This is a genomic window from Bacteroides salyersiae WAL 10018 = DSM 18765 = JCM 12988 (genome assembly GCF_000381365.1).
GTDB classification, from domain to species: domain Bacteria; phylum Bacteroidota; class Bacteroidia; order Bacteroidales; family Bacteroidaceae; genus Bacteroides; species Bacteroides salyersiae.
Genome location: NZ_KB905466.1, coordinates 625750 through 643212 on the forward strand (window position 1 = coordinate 625750; position 17463 = coordinate 643212).

The following is a 17463-nucleotide window of genomic DNA, read 5'->3' on the forward strand; positions in this document are numbered from 1 at the left end:
TTAATGATTATGAAAACGAACAGATTATTCCTTGCAGGCGTATTATTACTACTGCCACTGCTTTGTCAGGCACAAGGCCTGTTTGCCAAATACAGTGACATGAACAACGTGTCATCGGTTTACATCTCCAAAGCGATGATAGAGATGAATCCGGAACTATATACCAAAGACGTCAATGTCGGGAAACTTGCCAAACAATTAGAGTTGGTACAAATACTCTCCACAATGGATAATGGTATAAAAAGAGAAATGCGGCGGGATATTGAAAGCGTAGTGCGTGCACAAAAATATGAATTGCTGATGAAACAAAAAGGCATCGTTTCGCGTATGGCTTTTTATGTAAAGCGTAAGGGGGAAACCGTACAGGATCTCATTATGGTAGTCGATGGTGCCGCTACGTTAAAATACGTCCGGTTAGTAGGCGACATGACCATAAAAGATATTCAGAATATCATGAAATCGCAAAAGACAAGTGACAATACCTACTTCAGCATTCCCACCCATGAAATCAATAATGCATTCAAAGAAATCAGCATAGCCCTCGGCGAACTAAAAAAGATAGAAGGCATCACTGAGCTGAAAGATTTAAAGAAGGAAATGAAAAAACTTCAAAAAGAGACAGAAGAGATGGGATTATCGTACATTATCTTCTAAGAATATTGATTTTTCAGTATACTGAAACGATTTGATTCTTCTTATTGGAACTGCTTGATTCTTCTAACTGGAACTACTGGTTTCAAGCGTTTGAAACTCTTCGTCCCAATTCATCGGAACAAAATAAGACTTATTCTCCCCAAACATATAAAACCGAATAAGGTTTCGCATGTCTGTAGAACATACAAAACCTTATTCGGTTTTTAATTATTCCTATCGGAATCTATGCTATATAAATGAATACAACTGTATGATTTTTAGAACCAATAAATGTAGGCTAATGTACTACAGCTGATAACCACCCACAGCAATACTCCCTGGACCAAAGGTTTAAGGCCAACTGATTTCACAACATCAATAGACAAGGAAGCACCAATAAAAAACATGGTTATAGTCAGAGTTTTGCGTGCCAAGCCATTAATAGCGGCACCTACCTCCGGAACACTTCCCAATAGATAAGTATTCACAATCATAGCCAATACAAAAAAGAAAATAAACCAAGGAATGCTAATCTTCTGCCCTTTACTTTTGAAAATAAACGAAGTGGCAAATGCCATTGGAATAATCCAAAGGGCACGTGTCAACTTAATGGTAGTCGCCACTTTCAAGGCTTCCTCTCCATATGCCGCACCGGCTCCTACCACCGAACTCGTATCATGAATGGCAATGGCAGCCCATGTCCCGAATTCATGTTGACTCATACCCAAAGCATGGCCTATTACCGGGAAAATGAACAATGCAATAGCATTCAAAATAAAAATAGTGGCTAAAGCAACAGACATTTCGCTATCATTAGCTTTCACTACCGGCCCTACCGCAGCAATAGCGCTACCACCGCAAATAGCAGTACCCGAACTGATTAAATAAGAAGTATTACGATCTACCTTCAATAATTTACGTCCGATAAACCAGCCAATCACCAAAGTTCCTATTACTGAGATAACGGTAAATTCCATACCTTCTTTACCGGAGGCAAGTGCCGAATGGAGATTCATACCAAACCCCAAACCTACTACGGAATATTGCAACAAATATTTAGAAGTCTTCTTATTAAATTTCGGATGTGCCTGCCCGCAAACCAATGCAAAAGCCAATCCTAAAAACAAAGCCAAAGGAGGAGTAACCCATGCCGAAAAAGCTTGCATGCCCGGAATATAATCCAATAATAAGAAAAAAGTTAAAATCGAAAGTAAGGATACATAGACAATTTTATTATTCGTCTTTAATGTTCTTGTAATAGCTGACACCATATCTTTATTGTTTAATTATTTTTTCGAGTGCAAAGATACGGTTACTTTATGGCATGCACCAATTGTTTCTATTTATGCACTATAACCTTTGGTTATAGTGCATAGCAAACTGCATAAACACCTGTGGTAATCCTCCCTCCTGCCCTTGCTGATGAACAAAACAAAACTCACGTAACATCTGCATCTCTTTTATCTCAACGACACGGAAATTACCGGAAGCCAATTCTTTATAAATAGAACGTATAGATACAATACCCATACAATCCGTGTTTTCCAGAAATAATTTTATACTCTCTGTACTGCCGAGATACATCAACACATTGAGGGAAGAGAGTTTAATGCTATGTTGGAGCAGTGCACGTTCAAACACGTCGAGAGTACCCGAACCACGTTCACGAAGGACAAGAGGAATATGCTGCAAGTCTTCGGGAGTTATTTCATCCGGCAAGGAAAGTTTGCTTTGAGCATGTACGATGGCTACTAACTCATCATCAAGGAAGGTAGTATATTTCAAATTGGGCAAGCGAAAAATCCCTTCCACCAATCCCAAATCAATCCGGTGTTCCTGCAATGCAGTCTCTATTTCACGGGAATTACCGTTCAAGAGAGACAGATTCACCTGTGGAAATTTACGGATAAAATTTCCTAATAAAGGTGGCAGCACGTATTGGGCTATCGTGGTACTGGCACCAAGTTTCAACTCACCGATATAATCGCCGTGCAAAAGATGCATTTCATATTCCAGACGTTTGTAAGCATCAAGAATACGTTCACTATGTTCCAATAACAATTTTCCGGCTTCTGTGAGAGATATTTTATTTCCCTGACGGTCAAAAAGTCTCGCCTGATAACAGGCTTCCAATTCTTGAATATGTTTGGTTATGGCCGGTTGGCTGACAAAAAGCTCTTGCGAGGCTTTTGTAAAACTGAGATTTTTTGCTACGCTTTGAAATACTTTTAAACGGAAATCGGACATATGAATAATGATTAACGATTAATAACAGGACGAACCACAAGAAGCGATTCTCTTACAATTCATCCCCTTTGATACCCAAAGCCTGCATTAACGGGAATGCCAGCATTTCCCAATGATACTCCACCACTCCGTCAGGTTCACTCATACGGAACTGAATAACCTCTTTTTCCTTCACGGCATTCAAGGCGATTCTCACCTTATCTCCATATTCTTCATTAAAAGAAATCACAATAAGCTTCTTCACATCTGCCGAATCCGATACTATTCCCAACAAATCAAGAAACAGTTCTTCGCGGATCACCATTTCTTCACAAGGAACCCCGGCGAAAGAAAATTCACCGAACTGGCTTGAAAAAGCAACCCCGTTCAGTTCTTCTTTCAGATCTGCCGGTTTGCAAAACAGCAACTTAGAAGAATCTTTATCATACACAAACAGCAACTGTGCCTTGTTATCCCCCTCACTAATGCCGGCATCCAACGCCAGATAAGTAGTCAACAATGATAAATCAATTTCCCGTAAAGGCCGATTCAGCATTTTCTCAAAATAGCTTTTTAAATCCGAAATTACATAATTCAAGAATGCGGCATCAATCAGCATAACAATCTCAGGCAATTTTATCTTTTTATCCATAAAAATTATTCCATTATAAAATCCGTATATTGAGGGATAAAGATACAATAAAGCTTTTATACACGCATCATCAATCTTCTAAAAGTTTAGGCAGTATGCCCCGACTGTATAAATAATCATATCTCCATGTCCCAATCATAAAGATAGTACAGAGACAATTATCCCCCTCAAAAGCTCTATATACCCTATGGATATAAAGCAGACATTTTGTCAACTAATTATATAATTTTACTGAAAAAATGGCATATTATATGTATTGGCAAATCTTTTGCGCCCCCTTTAGTGTTATTGAAAACGTGAAAATAAGAAAGGAGATTATAAGATATGAACTTTAACAACTTTACCATTAAATCCCAGGAAGCGGTGCAAGAAGCCGTAAACTTGGTAAAAGCCCGGGGGCAGCAGGCCATTGAACCGGCTCACTTACTGGCAGGGGTAATGAAAGTCGGTGAAAACGTAACCAACTTCATTTTCCAGAAGTTAGGAGTGAACGGACAACAAATTGCGCTGGTTGTCGACAAACAGATAGATTCATTACCGAAAGTATCCGGTGGAGAACCTTATTTGAGCAGAGAATCGAATGATGTGCTTCAGAAAGCAACACAATATTCAAAAGAAATGGGCGATGAATTCGTTTCACTCGAACATTTATTATTGGCGTTACTGACTGTAAAAAGTACCGTTGCCACCATTCTGAAAGATGCAGGAATGACAGAAAAAGAGTTACGCAGTGCCATCAACGAATTGCGTAAAGGCGAAAAGGTGACCTCACAATCAAGTGAAGATACTTATCAATCACTTGAAAAATATGCCATTAACCTGAACGAAGCAGCCCGTAGCGGTAAGCTCGATCCCGTTATCGGACGTGATGAAGAGATACGGCGTGTGCTTCAGATATTAAGTCGCCGTACCAAAAACAACCCCATACTTATAGGTGAACCGGGTACCGGTAAGACAGCTATTGTAGAAGGGTTGGCCCATCGTATATTAAGAGGTGACGTACCCGAAAACCTGCGTGACAAGCAAGTGTACTCACTGGATATGGGTGCATTGGTAGCAGGTGCAAAATATAAAGGTGAATTCGAAGAACGGCTGAAGTCGGTAGTCAATGAAGTGATGAAATCCGATGGAAATATCATCCTGTTTATTGATGAAATTCACACGTTAGTCGGAGCAGGTAAAGGAGAAGGGGCAATGGATGCCGCCAATATTCTTAAACCGGCTTTAGCACGCGGTGAATTACGGGCAATCGGTGCCACCACCCTCGATGAGTATCAAAAATATTTTGAAAAGGATAAGGCATTGGAACGTCGTTTCCAGATCGTACAAGTGGATGAACCGGACACACTCAGTACCATTTCCATCCTACGTGGATTGAAGGAGCGTTATGAAAACCACCACCATGTACGTATCAAAGACGATGCCATCATTGCTGCCGTGGAATTAAGCAACCGGTATATCACCGATCGTTTCTTACCCGATAAAGCGATCGACCTGATGGATGAAGCTGCCGCCAAACTCCGTATGGAAGTAGATTCCGTCCCGGAAGATCTGGATGAGATATCACGCAAAATCAAACAATTAGAGATCGAGCGTGAAGCTATCAAACGTGAAAAAGATCAACCGAAACTGGATACGATAGGCAAAGAAATCGCCGAATTGAAGGAACAGGAGAAATCTTACAAGGCCAAATGGCAAAATGAAAAATCACTGATGGATAAAATCCAGCAGAATAAAGTAGAAATAGAAAACTTGAAGTTCGAGGCAGAAAAGGCAGAACGTGAAGGAGATTATGGAAAAGTAGCGGAAATCCGTTATGGAAAGCTACAAGCATTGGACAAGGAAATCACAGAGATACAGGAAGAATTGAAGCTGATGCAAGGCGATTCGGCTATGATCAAGGAAGAGGTGGATGCCGAAGACATCGCCGATGTAGTATCCCGCTGGACCGGTATTCCGGTAAGCAAAATGCTCCAAAGCGAAAAAGACAAGTTGCTCCATCTCGAGGATGAACTTCACGAACGTGTGATTGGTCAGGATGAAGCTATTGCTGCCGTTGCTGATGCCGTACGTCGTAGCCGTGCAGGATTACAAGACCCGAAACGTCCGATAGGTTCATTCATATTTCTCGGTACCACCGGTGTAGGTAAAACAGAATTGGCAAAAGCACTCGCAGAATTCCTGTTTGACGACGAGACGATGATGACCCGTATCGACATGAGCGAGTATCAGGAGAAACATAGCGTTTCCCGTTTGGTCGGAGCCCCTCCGGGATACGTAGGATATGATGAAGGCGGACAATTGACGGAAGCGATCCGACGTAAACCATACTCCGTGGTATTGTTCGACGAAATCGAGAAAGCCCACCCGGATGTATTCAACATTCTGCTGCAAGTGCTGGATGACGGGCGACTGACGGATAATAAAGGACGCGTGGTCAACTTCAAAAATACCATTATCATCATGACTTCCAATATGGGTAGTTCCTATATACAAAGCCAGATGGAAAAACTAAATGGTTCCAATAAGGAAGAGGTAGTTGAAGAGACTAAAAAGGAGGTAATGAACATGTTGAAAAAGACAATCCGTCCGGAATTCCTGAACCGTATTGACGAAACCATAATGTTCCTGCCTTTGACAGAAAAAGAGATTAAACAAATCGTTCTGTTACAGATTAAAGGTGTCCAGAAGATGCTTGCAGAAAACGGGGTAGAACTGCAACTTACAGACAATGCCATCAATTTCATAGCACAAGCCGGTTATGATCCCGAATTTGGTGCACGACCTGTAAAAAGAGCCATCCAACGCTATCTGCTAAACGACCTGTCCAAAAAGTTACTTGCGCAGGAAGTGGACCGCAGCAAAGCGATCATAGTCGATGTGGCCGGAGACGGATTATCTTTCCGTAACTAAACAAGAAGTAAATTCACTATCAAATGCCGATATGCCACCGAGCATACCGGCATTTTCCGTATAAAACACTCAATATATAAATCTTCGTACAGCCACCTCGTAGACAGGATGAAGCAGTACAAGTACATATGCACCATGTTTCGGAAGTTGCATCATCAAAGATTGCTGTGGGCATTGTTCTTTCGCTTGCAAATTTCCATGATCGTCATACAAATAAACCATTGTATCTACAAACAGACCATTTAGTTGCAAAACTCCTTTTTCGGTGTCCAGCAGGAGTTCGAATGTTTTATTAAACCGTTTATTCATACTTTATTTGTCCACCTCTCAGCCCCTTAAGAGATCTTTATGTATAAAAAAGCGTGGGAACTGTTGCCATTATCGTACTTGAGGCTCTGGACTGCCACTATTCAAATAATGTACAACAACCCACGCCCAGTACTATATATTTTCATATACAGCAGAGCATGAGCGCTTGTTAGCATTATTCCTGAATAGTGAAATTGTCCAGATTTCAAGTACAGAATAATATCGTAAACGCCTTTGTTCTAATTTGTTATTTTATCCTATCGCCTGACACTTCAGATGCCGAAGGATTGCAACAAAGATAAGTAAAAAAGCATTGAATCTTACAAAAGAAAGCCCAAAATATTCCTGCAAATACATAGTACAGAGAGAACAGAGAGTATTTTCTTTTGTTTTGAACTTACCAATAAAAAAACAAAAAGCGTGATAAACATCCTCAATGACATTTATCACGCTCCTATATTTCAACACTTTACAATCCGGCTTATTCTTCCGTCTCTTCTTTTGCTTCTGTTTCTTTAAATTCTGTAATTCCGTTGGTAACAAGAATATTATACCATAAAATCAACTTCTTGATATCGTTCACGTAAACTCTGTCCCGATCAAAATCCGGCAATACTTCTGCCAGATAAGAACGCAGTTCTTCAGCAGTTGCTTTCTTCGGATCGATAGAAGCAACTGCTGCGTTCTCTTTCTCCTTGATTGATTCAAGCACATCACGCAAAGGCACCTCAGCATCATTCGTATACATTGCAATATCTGCCAATGAAATAATCTTCTCGTTGCCATAAGCCGGAAAACGTTTCTTTTCAGCACTGATAGATTCTACAATCAGCATATTCTTTCCCTGTGAAATGAGTTTATATAATCCCGGCTTGCCGGAAATTGACAAAATAGTCTTCAACATAATATATTCAGTTTTTTATTATTGATTATTTTTTCGGTTGGCAAAGATAGTGTAAGCCGAAGACAATACAAAATAAGCTCGCTTATTTTTATTGCTGAGACAGTAGCTATTTTTCTGAAAGGTAATCCGTTTTTTTAGATAGCAAAGAGATTAATTCCAAAACCTGCGGGATGAGCGGCATGTCATCATCATTCACAATTACAAAATCAGCCTGCTTACGCTTTTCCTCATCGCTCATCTGACTCTCAATACGTTTCACTATAAGTTCACGCGAAGAGTTATCCCGGCATATCGCCCTCTGTATCCGTATCTCTAATGGAGCATAAACCATTACTATCACATCTACCTCACCTGCAAATCCCGATTCTATCAAAATCGCCGACTCCATTCCCACTATAGGAAACAGTGCCCGTTTCTCCACCCACTTACGGAAATCCTCTTTCACCCGCGGATGAATAATTCCATTAATTTGCCTGGCATGATCCGGATGTCCGAAAAGATAGGAAGCCAAAAGCGGTTTATTTAAAGCACCGCCTGCAAATACCTTTTCTCCCAGTAAAGAAGAGAGTTCTTTCTTTATATACGGATCAGTATTTGTCAAACGTTTAGACTCGACATCAGCTATATAAACAGGAATCCCCATCACTTCCAGCAATTGCGAAACGACACTCTTTCCGCTGCCAATTCCACCTGTTATACCGATTTTAATACTCATTGGGAGATACTTGTTCAATCAGAAAATCTACTTTTTCGGGTACAATACGAATAATGTGACTTACGTCCCGTGGAACAGACTTGAGCTTCACGGTATATTTATTCGATCCTAACTTCAGTAATTCTTCATAAGATACATTTATCATGAAATTACCGGCATCGACTTTATCAAACCTCCCCAAACCGATCTTAAAGGTAATCTGCACCTTCGACGGGAAAGTACGCAAAACTTTATCTGCCGGGAAATTGACTCCATGCAAAGGCACTTCAACCGTTTTTTCCGTATAAATATCTACCGGTAAAGTTAAATCTACCGCACCTGGCACAAACTTGGCCCCCTTTACTCCTACGAGAGAAACATGATAAGTCAGCGTATCTGCGATATCATTCAATTCGACCTTTTGCGTGTATGCAGTCGTTATCGTATCGAGAATATTGGCAGGTGCATAAACCAGCACAGAATCAGGAGAATAAATCGTATCGGAAATATAATATTGACGGCTTGCAGTTACCGTTCCCCGCATCTTCACCGGCACCTGTTTAGACTTTCCGGTAGAATAAATATACTCCAACGTATCCGGTTTCACCGACAGCAAACGAGTAGACACATTAAGCTGGCTCATGATCTTTTTCTCAAACTCTGAAGCATATATCCTCACATGATTATCCCGTCCGCTATAATCAGCAAAGTCAAGATTCACCGGAAAGAAACTCTTCCCGAGCATATAATTCAGCAAGACAGTTCCTCTATCCTTTACTTTAACACGCAGTTCCGAAGACGGTTCCGAGGTTATAACTACATTATTGGGAACCCCTTTCAAGCGGACAGGAATAGAAAACTCGGCTTCATAATCGCTATTTAATGTTTGCAAAAGCCAGAATCCTCCGGCAATAAAGAAAAAAAACAAAAAGATTAAGAATTCTCTGCTCTTATCACTAAGCAGAAAATTCTTAATCTTTTCAGATAGTTCTAAATAAATAGACTTTATGTCCCTACGTTCGAACATAGGCTTATTTATATTATAACTTATTTAGCAGGTTGCTGGCTTGCAGCAGATGCATCTGCAAAAATAGAATTCTTATCTATCTTAATCTTTACGTTAGATGCAATTTCAAGTACGATATGATCGTCGTTAATTTCTTTGATCACTCCATGTATTCCCCCAGCAGTAATAACCTTCTGGTTTACTTGAAGAGATTTACGAAAGTTAGCAATTTCCTTTTGTTTTTTATTCTGCGGACGAATCATAAAGAAATACATGATAACAAACATTGCTATCAGCATAATCCACATCAGGCTTCCGTCGGGACCTGCAGCAGGAGCTTGCAGTAATACAGTCAATAAATTCATAAATAATTTCGTTTTAGTTTTTTAATCTATAAGAGCAAAGGTATCAGTTTTTTGTCAACTTACCTTCTTTTTTCAATTGATTAACAATTCCATCCAATGTTCCATTGATGAAACTACCACTCTTAGCCGTACTGTAAAGCTTAGCTATTTCTACATATTCATTTAACGAAACACTGACCGGAATGTTCGGAAAACTTAGAATTTCTGCCAAAGCCGTCTGCATAATAATTACATCCATAAATGCTACACGGTCCAAATCCCAGTTTTTGGTGTTTTCACTGATAAGGTGGCGATAATAGTCGGCATTCAATATCGTACGACGGAAAAGACGACGTGCAAACTCCTGATCTTCATCATCTTTAAATTCGGGAAGCAACGGTTGGTTGGCCCCTTGTTTTTCCTCAAAGCGTTTGATTGTTTTCAACACAAATGTATCTACAATCTCTTTATCGTCGTTCCAATACAAACTTTGATCTTCCAATACCTGATCCAAAGAATCATTGTTGAATACAAACATCTTATAAAGTTTCCGCCACAACTCACGGTCTGCCTCGTAAGAGTTGTCAGTTGAAGCCATATATTCCTTATAAATATCCGACTCCACTATTTTATCATAAAGCTCTTTGACAAAATCCTGATCATTCGCCCATGTCCTTTTCTGATTGGCAACGAATTCCGTCAATTGTTTATTCACTTCAAGTTGTGCAATAAATTTGTTTTCCACAAACTTCATGTTCGGATACAACTCTTCTTTTGTAGGTTTCAGTTTGGCTTTAGCTGTGTCAATGCGTTTTTGTGCGTAGTCCGTCAATGCAATCATAAGCATCAACAAATAGTTATAGAGGTCATAAGCCTTTGACAGGCTAAAGAACAACTCTTTCTCCGCTGAGTCTAAATTTTTGCTGCCGTTCTGATAGTAAGCATACACTATTTGTATGATTTTTAGACGAATAAGAACTCTGTTAATCATAATCTTTAATAATACTGTTATTAACGAATTGCAAAAGTAGATATTTTTAATGAGTTTCTGCAAATAAATCACATTTTTTAATGCAGTATTTCATTCTCTGCCCTTTTTCTTTTGACAGTTAAAAAAAAAGTTCCAATTTTGAAGCCGATTATAAACGGACCTAATGATATGGAAGATTTAAAAAAGAAAATGAACGCAGATATGAATGACAAAGAGATTGTATTCTCAAAATCCATCAAAGCCGGTAAACGTATTTATTATCTTGACGTAAAGAAAAACCGGAAAGATGAAATGTTCCTTGCCATCACTGAGAGCAAGAAAGTGGTTATGGGTGAAGGTGACGATTCACAAGTCAGTTTCGAAAAACATAAAATCTTCTTATATAAGGAAGATTTCAATAAATTCATGACCGGACTCACTCAAGCAATAGAATATATCAATGACCAGCAAGGACATGCAGCCAGAGAAGAAGTAACCATAGAAGAGGCGCAGCCGGCCGGTGAAATAAAGATAGATATTGATTTTGAATAAGTATTTTTTTGATATTTCAGAAAGAAAGCGTACTTTTGCACCGCTTTTTTGCAACATCGTGTGGAATACCACATCGTGTGATGGTGAATTAAGCACTCAAATCACTTAATTTAGAGTAACACAAAAAATTAAAAAAATGAGATCAATTGAAGTAAAAGGAACTGCAAGAACTATTGCAGAACGCTCTTCTGAACAAGCAAGAGCTTTGAAAGCTATTCGTAAAGACAACGGTGTACCTTGCGTACTTTACGGAGGTGGTGAAAATATCCATTTCACAGTACCTGTTGAAGGTCTGCGTAACCTGGTTTATACTCCGCATATTTATGTAGTAGACTTGGTTATCGATGGCAAAAAAGTAAATGCTATCTTGAAAGATATCCAATTCCATCCGGTAAAAGATACTATCCTGCACGTTGACTTCTATCAAATTGATGAAGCTAAACCTATCGTTATGGAAGTTCCGGTACAATTGGAAGGCTTGGCAGAAGGTGTTAAAGCCGGTGGTAAACTGGTTCTGCAGATGCGTAAACTGAAAGTGAAAGCTCTCTATAATATTATTCCGGAAAAACTGACAGTAAATGTCTCTCACTTGGGTCTTGGTAAGACAGTAAAAGTAGGTGAGCTTAACTATGAAGGTCTTGAATTGCTGAATGCAAAAGACGCCGTTGTATGTGCAGTTAAACTGACTCGTGCAGCAAGAGGTGCAGCTGCTACAGCAGGAAAATAATCACAGGAATACTTCTATCAGAATATTTCGGAACGCAGATTATCACAGATTTTGGTCTGTGTTAGTCTGCGTTTCTTTTTCATCTCAATACATATTAATTACTTATGAAATATCTCATCGTAGGATTGGGCAACATCGGCCCCGAATATCGTGATACACGCCATAATATAGGTTTTATGGTAGTAGACGCTTTGGCAAAGTTGAATAACACTCCTTTTACAAGCGGACGTTACGGTTCTACAGCATCTTTCTCAATAAAAGGGCAACAATTATTGCTCCTTAAGCCATCTACATTCATGAATCTGAGTGGATTGGCAGTTCGATACTGGATGCAGGAAGAGAAAATTCCATTAGAAAATGTATTGATTGTAGTAGATGACCTGGCGTTACCTTTCGGTACTCTTCGCCTGAAAGGAAAAGGCAGCGATGCCGGCCATAACGGACTGAAACATATTGCCGCCACACTGGGAACTCAAAACTATGCACGTCTCCGCTTCGGAATAGGGAATGATTTTCCTCGTGGCGGACAGATAGACTATGTGCTCGGCCACTTCACAGACGAAGATTGGAAAACAATGGATGAACGTCTGGAAACAGCCGGTGAAATTATAAAAAGCTTCTGTCTGGCGGGAATCAATATAACCATGAACCAATTCAACAAAAAGTAAATAAATCTGTAACTAATCATTTAATTACAAATAACCTCATGCCTGAAGCAAGAATAGATAAATGGATGTGGGCCGTACGTATTTTCAAAACCCGTACAATTGCCGCCGAAGCATGTAAAAAAGGCCGTATCAGTATAAACGGTTCTTATGTAAAAGCCGCGCGCATGATTAAACCCGGTGACGTGATTCAAGTGAAGAAACCACCCATCACTTACTCATTCAAAGTATTACAGGCCATAGAAAAACGAGTGGGTGCCAAACTTGTTCCGGAAGTTATGGAAAACGTAACGACTCCCGACCAATACGAACTATTGGAAATGAGCAAGATAAGCGGGTTCGTAGACCGTGCACGCGGTACAGGACGTCCGACTAAAAAAGACCGCCGAAGCATAGAAGAATTTACCACTCCGGAATTCTTGGATGATTTCGAATTTGACTTCGATTTCGAAGAAGAGTAGTTAGTGATGAGGGTATGTCAAAACGGCACTATAAAATATTTTGTGTAAATGTAAAATACGGGCTTCAGTATGGGTTCCGTATTTTTTATTTAATAGCTTTGCAAAATGAAGAAAATTATGAAAGAGAAGAATCATGTAGTGCCTGATGAGGTATTAAGTAAGGAGTTCCTTAGCCAGTTCAAAACAGAAGCTGATGTCAGCAAGTTTCTGAAGCAGTTACACGCGCAGGTATTGGAGAAAATGCTTGAAGGTGAGATGGATGCCCATCTGGGTTATGAGAAGAATTCGGTTTCCGGTCATAACAGCGGCAATTCCCGTAACGGCAGCTACCCCAAGAAAATCCAAACCGAACACGGTGAAGCGGTCATACCTATTCCCCGTGACCGTAACGGTGAATTCGAGCCCATAGTTGTTCCCAAACACGAGAGTCGTGGGCTTTCCATAGAAAAACTTGTTATCTCCCTATATGCCAAAGGAATGAGCGTGTCCGACATAGAAGAGGAGATGCGTGAAATCTATGAGATAGAACTGTCCACATCAGCCATTTCCATCATCACGAACAAAGTCAATCAAGCTGCTCAGGAATGGCAGAACCGCCCTTTGGACCCGGTCTATCTTATCGTTTGGATGGACGGTATTGTCTTCAAGGTTCGTGACAACGGCAAAATCATCAACAAGACTGTCTATCTCTGTATCGGTCTGAAACAGAACGGCTTGAAGGAAGTCCTTGGCATGTGGGTTGGAAAATCAGAAAGTTCTTCATTCTGGATGGGTGTCCTGACAGATTTGAAGGCCCGCGGAGTGCAGGACATACTGATTACCTGCACTGACAACCTGAACGGATTTACCGACACCATACGTGCCGTATTTCCTCAATCTTCCACGCAAATATGTGTCGTACATCAGATTAGGAACTCCTGCAAATATGTCGTTTACAAGGACAAGAAAGAGTTTACAGCCGATATGAAGAACATCTATAACGCGCCCAACAAGGAGGCTGCTGCCGTGGAACTGGATAATTTGGAAAAGAAATGGGGAGGGAAGTACCCTTATGCCATCCTCTCATGGAGGAATAACTGGGATGACCTGACTGTTTTCTTCCAGTTCCCATTGGAAATCAGGAAAATAATCTACACAACAAACCTCATAGAAAATCTGAATGGAAAAATCAGAAAGTACACTAAATCAAAACTTTCATTCCCTTCGGATGATGCTGTGAAGAAAATGGTATACCTTTCTCTGATGGAGATTGAGAAGAAATGGACAATGCCGATTACTAACTGGGGATTGATTATGAATCAATTTATGCTTATTTTTGAAAACAGAATTCAGATATAAGAGAACTTATAACTGAATCCCGTTTCTATTTACACAAAATTATGGATACTGCCGTCAAAACTCTCATAAACTAAAAATCACTCTCGCCACAGTTATAGCGAGGGTGATTTCGATAAAAGGGGAGTTTTGACACATTCACTCCACTACTTACAGTTTCTCCTTTATCGCCTCAATCAGTTCCTGATATTCTGTATCCGTCAGATATACTTTCCCCGGATTCATCTGGAATGTACCTCCATAGTCAGGGCCATCCACATATTTAGGAGCCAAATGAAAGTGCAGATGGGAAAGCTTATCGGAGTAAGCGCCATAGTTTATTTTTTCCGGATGGAAAGCTTTATCCATCGCACGGGTAACACGGGCCACATCGGCCATAAATGCATTACGGTCTTCATCACTCAGTTCGTTCAAGTCATTCACATGATCTTTGTATGCTACAAGACAACGACCACGATAGGTCTGTTCTTTAAAAAGAAACACACGTGATACACTAAGCTGTGCAATCTCGATCATCAGATTGTTCAGCGTTTCATTGTTCTGGCAATACAAGCATTCTTTAGGATCGCTTTTCATGATATAAATTCTTTTTTAGATTGATATGCCGGCAAAGATAAGCATCTTACCCACATGTAATGTCGATTTTTTAATTCTTTTGACCGACTAATTGGTATACATCCTCCTTTTCACCGACTACCCATAGCACATCCCCCTCTTCAAACGGTGCATTAACGTCCGGTGTCATCAACATCTCTTCTCCACGTTCCACACCGGCTATCAGGCAATGATATTTATCACGTATGCCCGATTCGCGCAACGTTTTACCTAAAAAAGCGGAATCGGCATCGATCATAAACTGCTTTAAAGTCATCTCGCTCTTTTCAAAAACATCACTGTCTACGTAAGCCTCTTTTGACATCTCCTCGCTGAATAGGTTAAGTTGCTCATCGGTACCGATTACCTGTATTTTATCCATCGGAAACAAACGGGTACCGCCTCCGGGTATATTGATCCGCCGTCGTCCCCTAAGGATAGAGACTACATGTATTCCATACTTCTTACCAAGATTTAATTCAAGCAACGTCTTGCCCGCCCAAAGAGATTCCCCCGGAAGTTCGAAATCGGCCAGATGCAAATCACGGGAAAGCAAACGTCCCGCATATTCCGGTTTCTTCTCACCCATATATTCAGCCCGCATATCACGAGAGCGAAGATTCTGAAAAAATTTCCGTTCAATCAATATGGATTGTTTCTTTAAACGACGCGAAAGTACCATCAATATTACAATCAAGATAGCAACACCAATCAATAAGCCGATAGAAGATTTAAACAACCGGGCAATCACAAACATCACAAATAACACGGCAATCAGCATACGGAGCACAATCGTTGAAACCAATGGTGCACGGTTGGCACGATGGGCATTCCATAATGTAATAAACTCCGCCGAATGATTCTTTTTGACCATGATGGCACGGAGAAAAGGCGATATACAAAGAATGGTAAATACAGCTCCTAACAACGAGGCCCAGAAATGCGGCAGATTCTCACGGAAAACCGGAACGACCAACCGGAATGAAATAGCCACAATAGAGATGCTTACAATGGAATAAACCACTACGATACGGGCCATGGCGAAAAGAAGTTTCCGCCACAGGTTTTCATGGTTTACCGTCTGCGGACCGGAAGAATAACGGGCAAGAAAACTCTTCCAGGATTCGGGCAAATGACGATCGGCAAAATCAGATGCCGGCTCTGCCAGACGAATCATATACGGAGTAAGAAAGGTCGTGATAACCGAAACCGCCACTACGATAGGATAAAGAAAATCACTCGTCACATGAAGAGATACTCCCAAAGACGCAATAATAAAAGCAAATTCACCTATTTGTGTCAAACTGAACCCGCATTGCATCGCTGTCTTTAACGGCTGCCCTGCCAATATCACTCCAAATGTACCAAACAATGCCTGTCCGGCAATGACGGCAAGCGTTATCACCAGAATAGGTAATGCATATTCTCCAATCATCGCAGGATCCACCATCATACCTACAGAAACAAAAAAGATAGCACCAAACAAATCCTTGACCGGCTTGACCAATCGGTCGATAGATTCGGCTTCTATCGTTTCAGCAAGAATAGAACCCATGATAAAAGCACCGAAAGCTGCCGAAAATCCGGTATTGGCAGCTATCACCACCATCCCGAAACAAAGCGCAAGAGATACAATCAGTAATGTTTCTTCACTCATCAACTTGCGGCAACGCTTTAAAAATTCGGGAATGAGATAAATACCGACCACGAACCAAAGAATCAAAAAGAACAGCAGTTTTCCGATGCTTTCGAGCATCTCGGTTCCTTCAAAGTTATTACTCACCGCCATTGTAGAAAGCATCACCATAAGCACGATAGCAAGGATATCTTCCAATATAAGAATACTCAGCACCAATCCGGTAAATTGTTTTTTACGCAGTCCGAGATCATCAAATGCCTTATATATAATAGTCGTAGAAGACATGGCTATCATACCTCCCAAAAAGATGCAGTCCATCCGTTGCCATCCGAAACTCATCCCCACGCCCATTCCCAAAAGAATCATACAAAATATAATGGTACAGGCGGCGATGACTGCCGTACCTCCGACTTTCACTATTTTCTTGAAACTAAACTCGAGTCCTAATGCGAACAGAAGAAAGATCACACCTATATCGGCCCAAGTTTTAATATTGGCAGAATCCATTACCGAGGGGGTATAAGGCATATGCGGACTGGCCAGAAACCCGGCAACAACATATCCCAACACCAAAGGCTGTTTTAATTTTTTAAATAACAGTGTCATTACGCCGGCACAAAGCAGGATCAACGCCAAGTCGGCTATCAATGTAGGTAAGTTTGACATCTCCGTTAATGTTTTATTGCATGCAAAATTACACGAAAATCAAAAGAGAAACCGGCTTAAGGACAAAAAAAATTATGCCTCAGGCTAAACTTTGTTAACCTAAGGCATACACTTAGTCTGAGTGATTCATAATCAGTAGTCAAGTAGTTCAGTAGTCAAGTAGTAAGTAGTAG

18 protein-coding genes are annotated in these 17463 nt (G+C 40.4%); 7 read left to right on the forward strand and 11 right to left on the reverse strand.

What is annotated here, in order from left to right:
- The first annotated feature begins 9 nt into the window (after nucleotides 1-9).
- Complete coding sequence (locus HMPREF1532_RS02500; RefSeq protein WP_025819642.1) at nucleotides 10-654, forward strand: DUF4252 domain-containing protein; 645 nt, start codon at nucleotides 10-12, stop codon at nucleotides 652-654.
- A gap of 257 nt (nucleotides 655-911) precedes the next feature.
- Here the strand turns inward: HMPREF1532_RS02500 and HMPREF1532_RS02505 are convergent, their stop codons facing one another.
- The 3 genes from HMPREF1532_RS02505 to HMPREF1532_RS02515 all read right to left on the reverse strand — a co-directional run bounded on the left by HMPREF1532_RS02505 (nucleotide 912) and on the right by HMPREF1532_RS02515 (nucleotide 3511).
- Nucleotides 912-1904 carry a YeiH family protein gene (locus HMPREF1532_RS02505; RefSeq protein WP_005924350.1) on the reverse strand — a complete coding sequence of 331 codons (993 nt, stop codon included), beginning with the start codon at nucleotides 1902-1904 and terminating at the stop codon, nucleotides 912-914.
- A 79-nt stretch (nucleotides 1905-1983) separates the two neighbouring features.
- On the reverse strand, nucleotides 1984-2880 hold the full coding sequence (locus HMPREF1532_RS02510) for a LysR family transcriptional regulator (protein ID WP_005924353.1): 897 nt from the start codon (nucleotides 2878-2880) through the stop codon (nucleotides 1984-1986).
- Nucleotides 2881-2932: 52 nt separating this feature from the next.
- A complete protein-coding gene (locus tag HMPREF1532_RS02515) occupies nucleotides 2933-3511 on the reverse strand; it encodes a DUF6621 family protein (RefSeq protein ID WP_005924356.1) in 579 nt (192 codons plus the stop codon).
- 324 nt (nucleotides 3512-3835) lie between these two features.
- Here HMPREF1532_RS02515 and clpB point away from each other — a divergent pair, with 324 nt between their 5' ends.
- Nucleotides 3836-6424 (forward strand): ATP-dependent chaperone ClpB, encoded by a 2589-nt coding sequence (clpB, locus tag HMPREF1532_RS02520; protein ID WP_005924359.1) that lies wholly within the window; start codon nucleotides 3836-3838, stop codon nucleotides 6422-6424.
- A 69-nt stretch (nucleotides 6425-6493) separates the two neighbouring features.
- Here the strand turns inward: clpB and HMPREF1532_RS02525 are convergent, their stop codons facing one another.
- From HMPREF1532_RS02525 to nusB, 6 genes are all read right to left on the reverse strand, one after another.
- Complete coding sequence (locus tag HMPREF1532_RS02525) at nucleotides 6494-6733, reverse strand: hypothetical protein (RefSeq protein ID WP_005924362.1); 240 nt, start codon at nucleotides 6731-6733, stop codon at nucleotides 6494-6496.
- A gap of 481 nt (nucleotides 6734-7214) precedes the next feature.
- Nucleotides 7215-7637 (reverse strand): DUF5606 family protein, encoded by a 423-nt coding sequence (locus tag HMPREF1532_RS02530; protein ID WP_005924366.1) that lies wholly within the window; start codon nucleotides 7635-7637, stop codon nucleotides 7215-7217.
- A 106-nt stretch (nucleotides 7638-7743) separates the two neighbouring features.
- Nucleotides 7744-8352, reverse strand: coding sequence for a dephospho-CoA kinase (gene coaE / locus HMPREF1532_RS02535; protein ID WP_005924369.1), 609 nt, complete (start codon nucleotides 8350-8352; stop codon nucleotides 7744-7746).
- A complete protein-coding gene (locus HMPREF1532_RS02540) occupies nucleotides 8342-9358 on the reverse strand; it encodes a CdaR family protein (protein WP_005924371.1) in 1017 nt (338 codons plus the stop codon). Before HMPREF1532_RS02540 ends, coaE begins: the two co-directional genes overlap by 11 nt.
- A 20-nt stretch (nucleotides 9359-9378) precedes the next feature.
- Nucleotides 9379-9702: a preprotein translocase subunit YajC gene (gene yajC / locus HMPREF1532_RS02545; RefSeq protein WP_005924373.1), complete on the reverse strand. Its 324-nt coding sequence runs from the start codon at nucleotides 9700-9702 to the stop codon at nucleotides 9379-9381.
- 43 nt (nucleotides 9703-9745) lie between these two features.
- Nucleotides 9746-10672 carry a transcription antitermination factor NusB gene (gene nusB, locus HMPREF1532_RS02550; RefSeq protein WP_025819647.1) on the reverse strand — a complete coding sequence of 309 codons (927 nt, stop codon included), beginning with the start codon at nucleotides 10670-10672 and terminating at the stop codon, nucleotides 9746-9748.
- A gap of 168 nt (nucleotides 10673-10840) precedes the next feature.
- Here nusB and HMPREF1532_RS02555 point away from each other — a divergent pair, with 168 nt between their 5' ends.
- From HMPREF1532_RS02555 to HMPREF1532_RS02575, 5 genes are all read left to right on the forward strand, one after another.
- Nucleotides 10841-11203, forward strand: a complete 363-nt coding sequence (locus tag HMPREF1532_RS02555) for a PUR family DNA/RNA-binding protein (RefSeq protein WP_005924377.1) — start codon at nucleotides 10841-10843, stop codon at nucleotides 11201-11203.
- Nucleotides 11204-11339: 136 nt separating this feature from the next.
- Complete coding sequence (locus HMPREF1532_RS02560; protein ID WP_005924380.1) at nucleotides 11340-11930, forward strand: 50S ribosomal protein L25/general stress protein Ctc; 591 nt, start codon at nucleotides 11340-11342, stop codon at nucleotides 11928-11930.
- 104 nt (nucleotides 11931-12034) lie between these two features.
- Nucleotides 12035-12598, forward strand: coding sequence for an aminoacyl-tRNA hydrolase (pth, locus tag HMPREF1532_RS02565; protein ID WP_005924383.1), 564 nt, complete (start codon nucleotides 12035-12037; stop codon nucleotides 12596-12598).
- Nucleotides 12599-12636: 38 nt separating this feature from the next.
- On the forward strand, nucleotides 12637-13056 hold the full coding sequence (locus HMPREF1532_RS02570) for an RNA-binding S4 domain-containing protein (RefSeq protein ID WP_005924386.1): 420 nt from the start codon (nucleotides 12637-12639) through the stop codon (nucleotides 13054-13056).
- Between the two features lie 117 nt (nucleotides 13057-13173).
- A complete protein-coding gene (locus HMPREF1532_RS02575) occupies nucleotides 13174-14394 on the forward strand; it encodes an IS256 family transposase (RefSeq protein WP_240043655.1) in 1221 nt (406 codons plus the stop codon).
- Nucleotides 14395-14541: 147 nt separating this feature from the next.
- On the opposite strand, the gene HMPREF1532_RS02580 is transcribed toward HMPREF1532_RS02575, so the two are convergent.
- Both HMPREF1532_RS02580 and HMPREF1532_RS02585 read right to left on the reverse strand, forming a co-directional pair.
- A complete protein-coding gene (locus HMPREF1532_RS02580; RefSeq protein WP_005924392.1) occupies nucleotides 14542-14967 on the reverse strand; it encodes an HIT family protein in 426 nt (141 codons plus the stop codon).
- A gap of 70 nt (nucleotides 14968-15037) precedes the next feature.
- A complete protein-coding gene (locus tag HMPREF1532_RS02585; RefSeq protein WP_005924395.1) occupies nucleotides 15038-17290 on the reverse strand; it encodes a monovalent cation:proton antiporter family protein in 2253 nt (750 codons plus the stop codon).
- Nucleotides 17291-17463 lie beyond the last annotated feature (173 nt).

What these genes read in the sequence shown, in the direction of transcription:
- HMPREF1532_RS02500 (WP_025819642.1), top strand. Translation starts at nt 10, where the DNA reads ATGAAAACGAACAGATTATTCCTTGCAGGCGTATTATTACTACTGCCA.
- HMPREF1532_RS02505 (WP_005924350.1), bottom strand. Translation starts at nt 1,904, where the DNA reads ATGGTGTCAGCTATTACAAGAACATTAAAGACGAATAATAAAATTGTC.
- HMPREF1532_RS02510 (WP_005924353.1), bottom strand. Translation starts at nt 2,880, where the DNA reads ATGTCCGATTTCCGTTTAAAAGTATTTCAAAGCGTAGCAAAAAATCTC.
- HMPREF1532_RS02515 (WP_005924356.1), bottom strand. Translation starts at nt 3,511, where the DNA reads ATGGATAAAAAGATAAAATTGCCTGAGATTGTTATGCTGATTGATGCC.
- clpB (WP_005924359.1), top strand. Translation starts at nt 3,836, where the DNA reads ATGAACTTTAACAACTTTACCATTAAATCCCAGGAAGCGGTGCAAGAA.
- HMPREF1532_RS02525 (WP_005924362.1), bottom strand. Translation starts at nt 6,733, where the DNA reads ATGAATAAACGGTTTAATAAAACATTCGAACTCCTGCTGGACACCGAA.
- HMPREF1532_RS02530 (WP_005924366.1), bottom strand. Translation starts at nt 7,637, where the DNA reads ATGTTGAAGACTATTTTGTCAATTTCCGGCAAGCCGGGATTATATAAA.
- coaE (WP_005924369.1), bottom strand. Translation starts at nt 8,352, where the DNA reads ATGAGTATTAAAATCGGTATAACAGGTGGAATTGGCAGCGGAAAGAGT.
- HMPREF1532_RS02540 (WP_005924371.1), bottom strand. Translation starts at nt 9,358, where the DNA reads ATGTTCGAACGTAGGGACATAAAGTCTATTTATTTAGAACTATCTGAA.
- yajC (WP_005924373.1), bottom strand. Translation starts at nt 9,702, where the DNA reads ATGAATTTATTGACTGTATTACTGCAAGCTCCTGCTGCAGGTCCCGAC.
- nusB (WP_025819647.1), bottom strand. Translation starts at nt 10,672, where the DNA reads ATGATTAACAGAGTTCTTATTCGTCTAAAAATCATACAAATAGTGTAT.
- HMPREF1532_RS02555 (WP_005924377.1), top strand. Translation starts at nt 10,841, where the DNA reads ATGGAAGATTTAAAAAAGAAAATGAACGCAGATATGAATGACAAAGAG.
- HMPREF1532_RS02560 (WP_005924380.1), top strand. Translation starts at nt 11,340, where the DNA reads ATGAGATCAATTGAAGTAAAAGGAACTGCAAGAACTATTGCAGAACGC.
- pth (WP_005924383.1), top strand. Translation starts at nt 12,035, where the DNA reads ATGAAATATCTCATCGTAGGATTGGGCAACATCGGCCCCGAATATCGT.
- HMPREF1532_RS02570 (WP_005924386.1), top strand. Translation starts at nt 12,637, where the DNA reads ATGCCTGAAGCAAGAATAGATAAATGGATGTGGGCCGTACGTATTTTC.
- HMPREF1532_RS02575 (WP_240043655.1), top strand. Translation starts at nt 13,174, where the DNA reads ATGAAAGAGAAGAATCATGTAGTGCCTGATGAGGTATTAAGTAAGGAG.
- HMPREF1532_RS02580 (WP_005924392.1), bottom strand. Translation starts at nt 14,967, where the DNA reads ATGAAAAGCGATCCTAAAGAATGCTTGTATTGCCAGAACAATGAAACG.
- HMPREF1532_RS02585 (WP_005924395.1), bottom strand. Translation starts at nt 17,290, where the DNA reads ATGTCAAACTTACCTACATTGATAGCCGACTTGGCGTTGATCCTGCTT.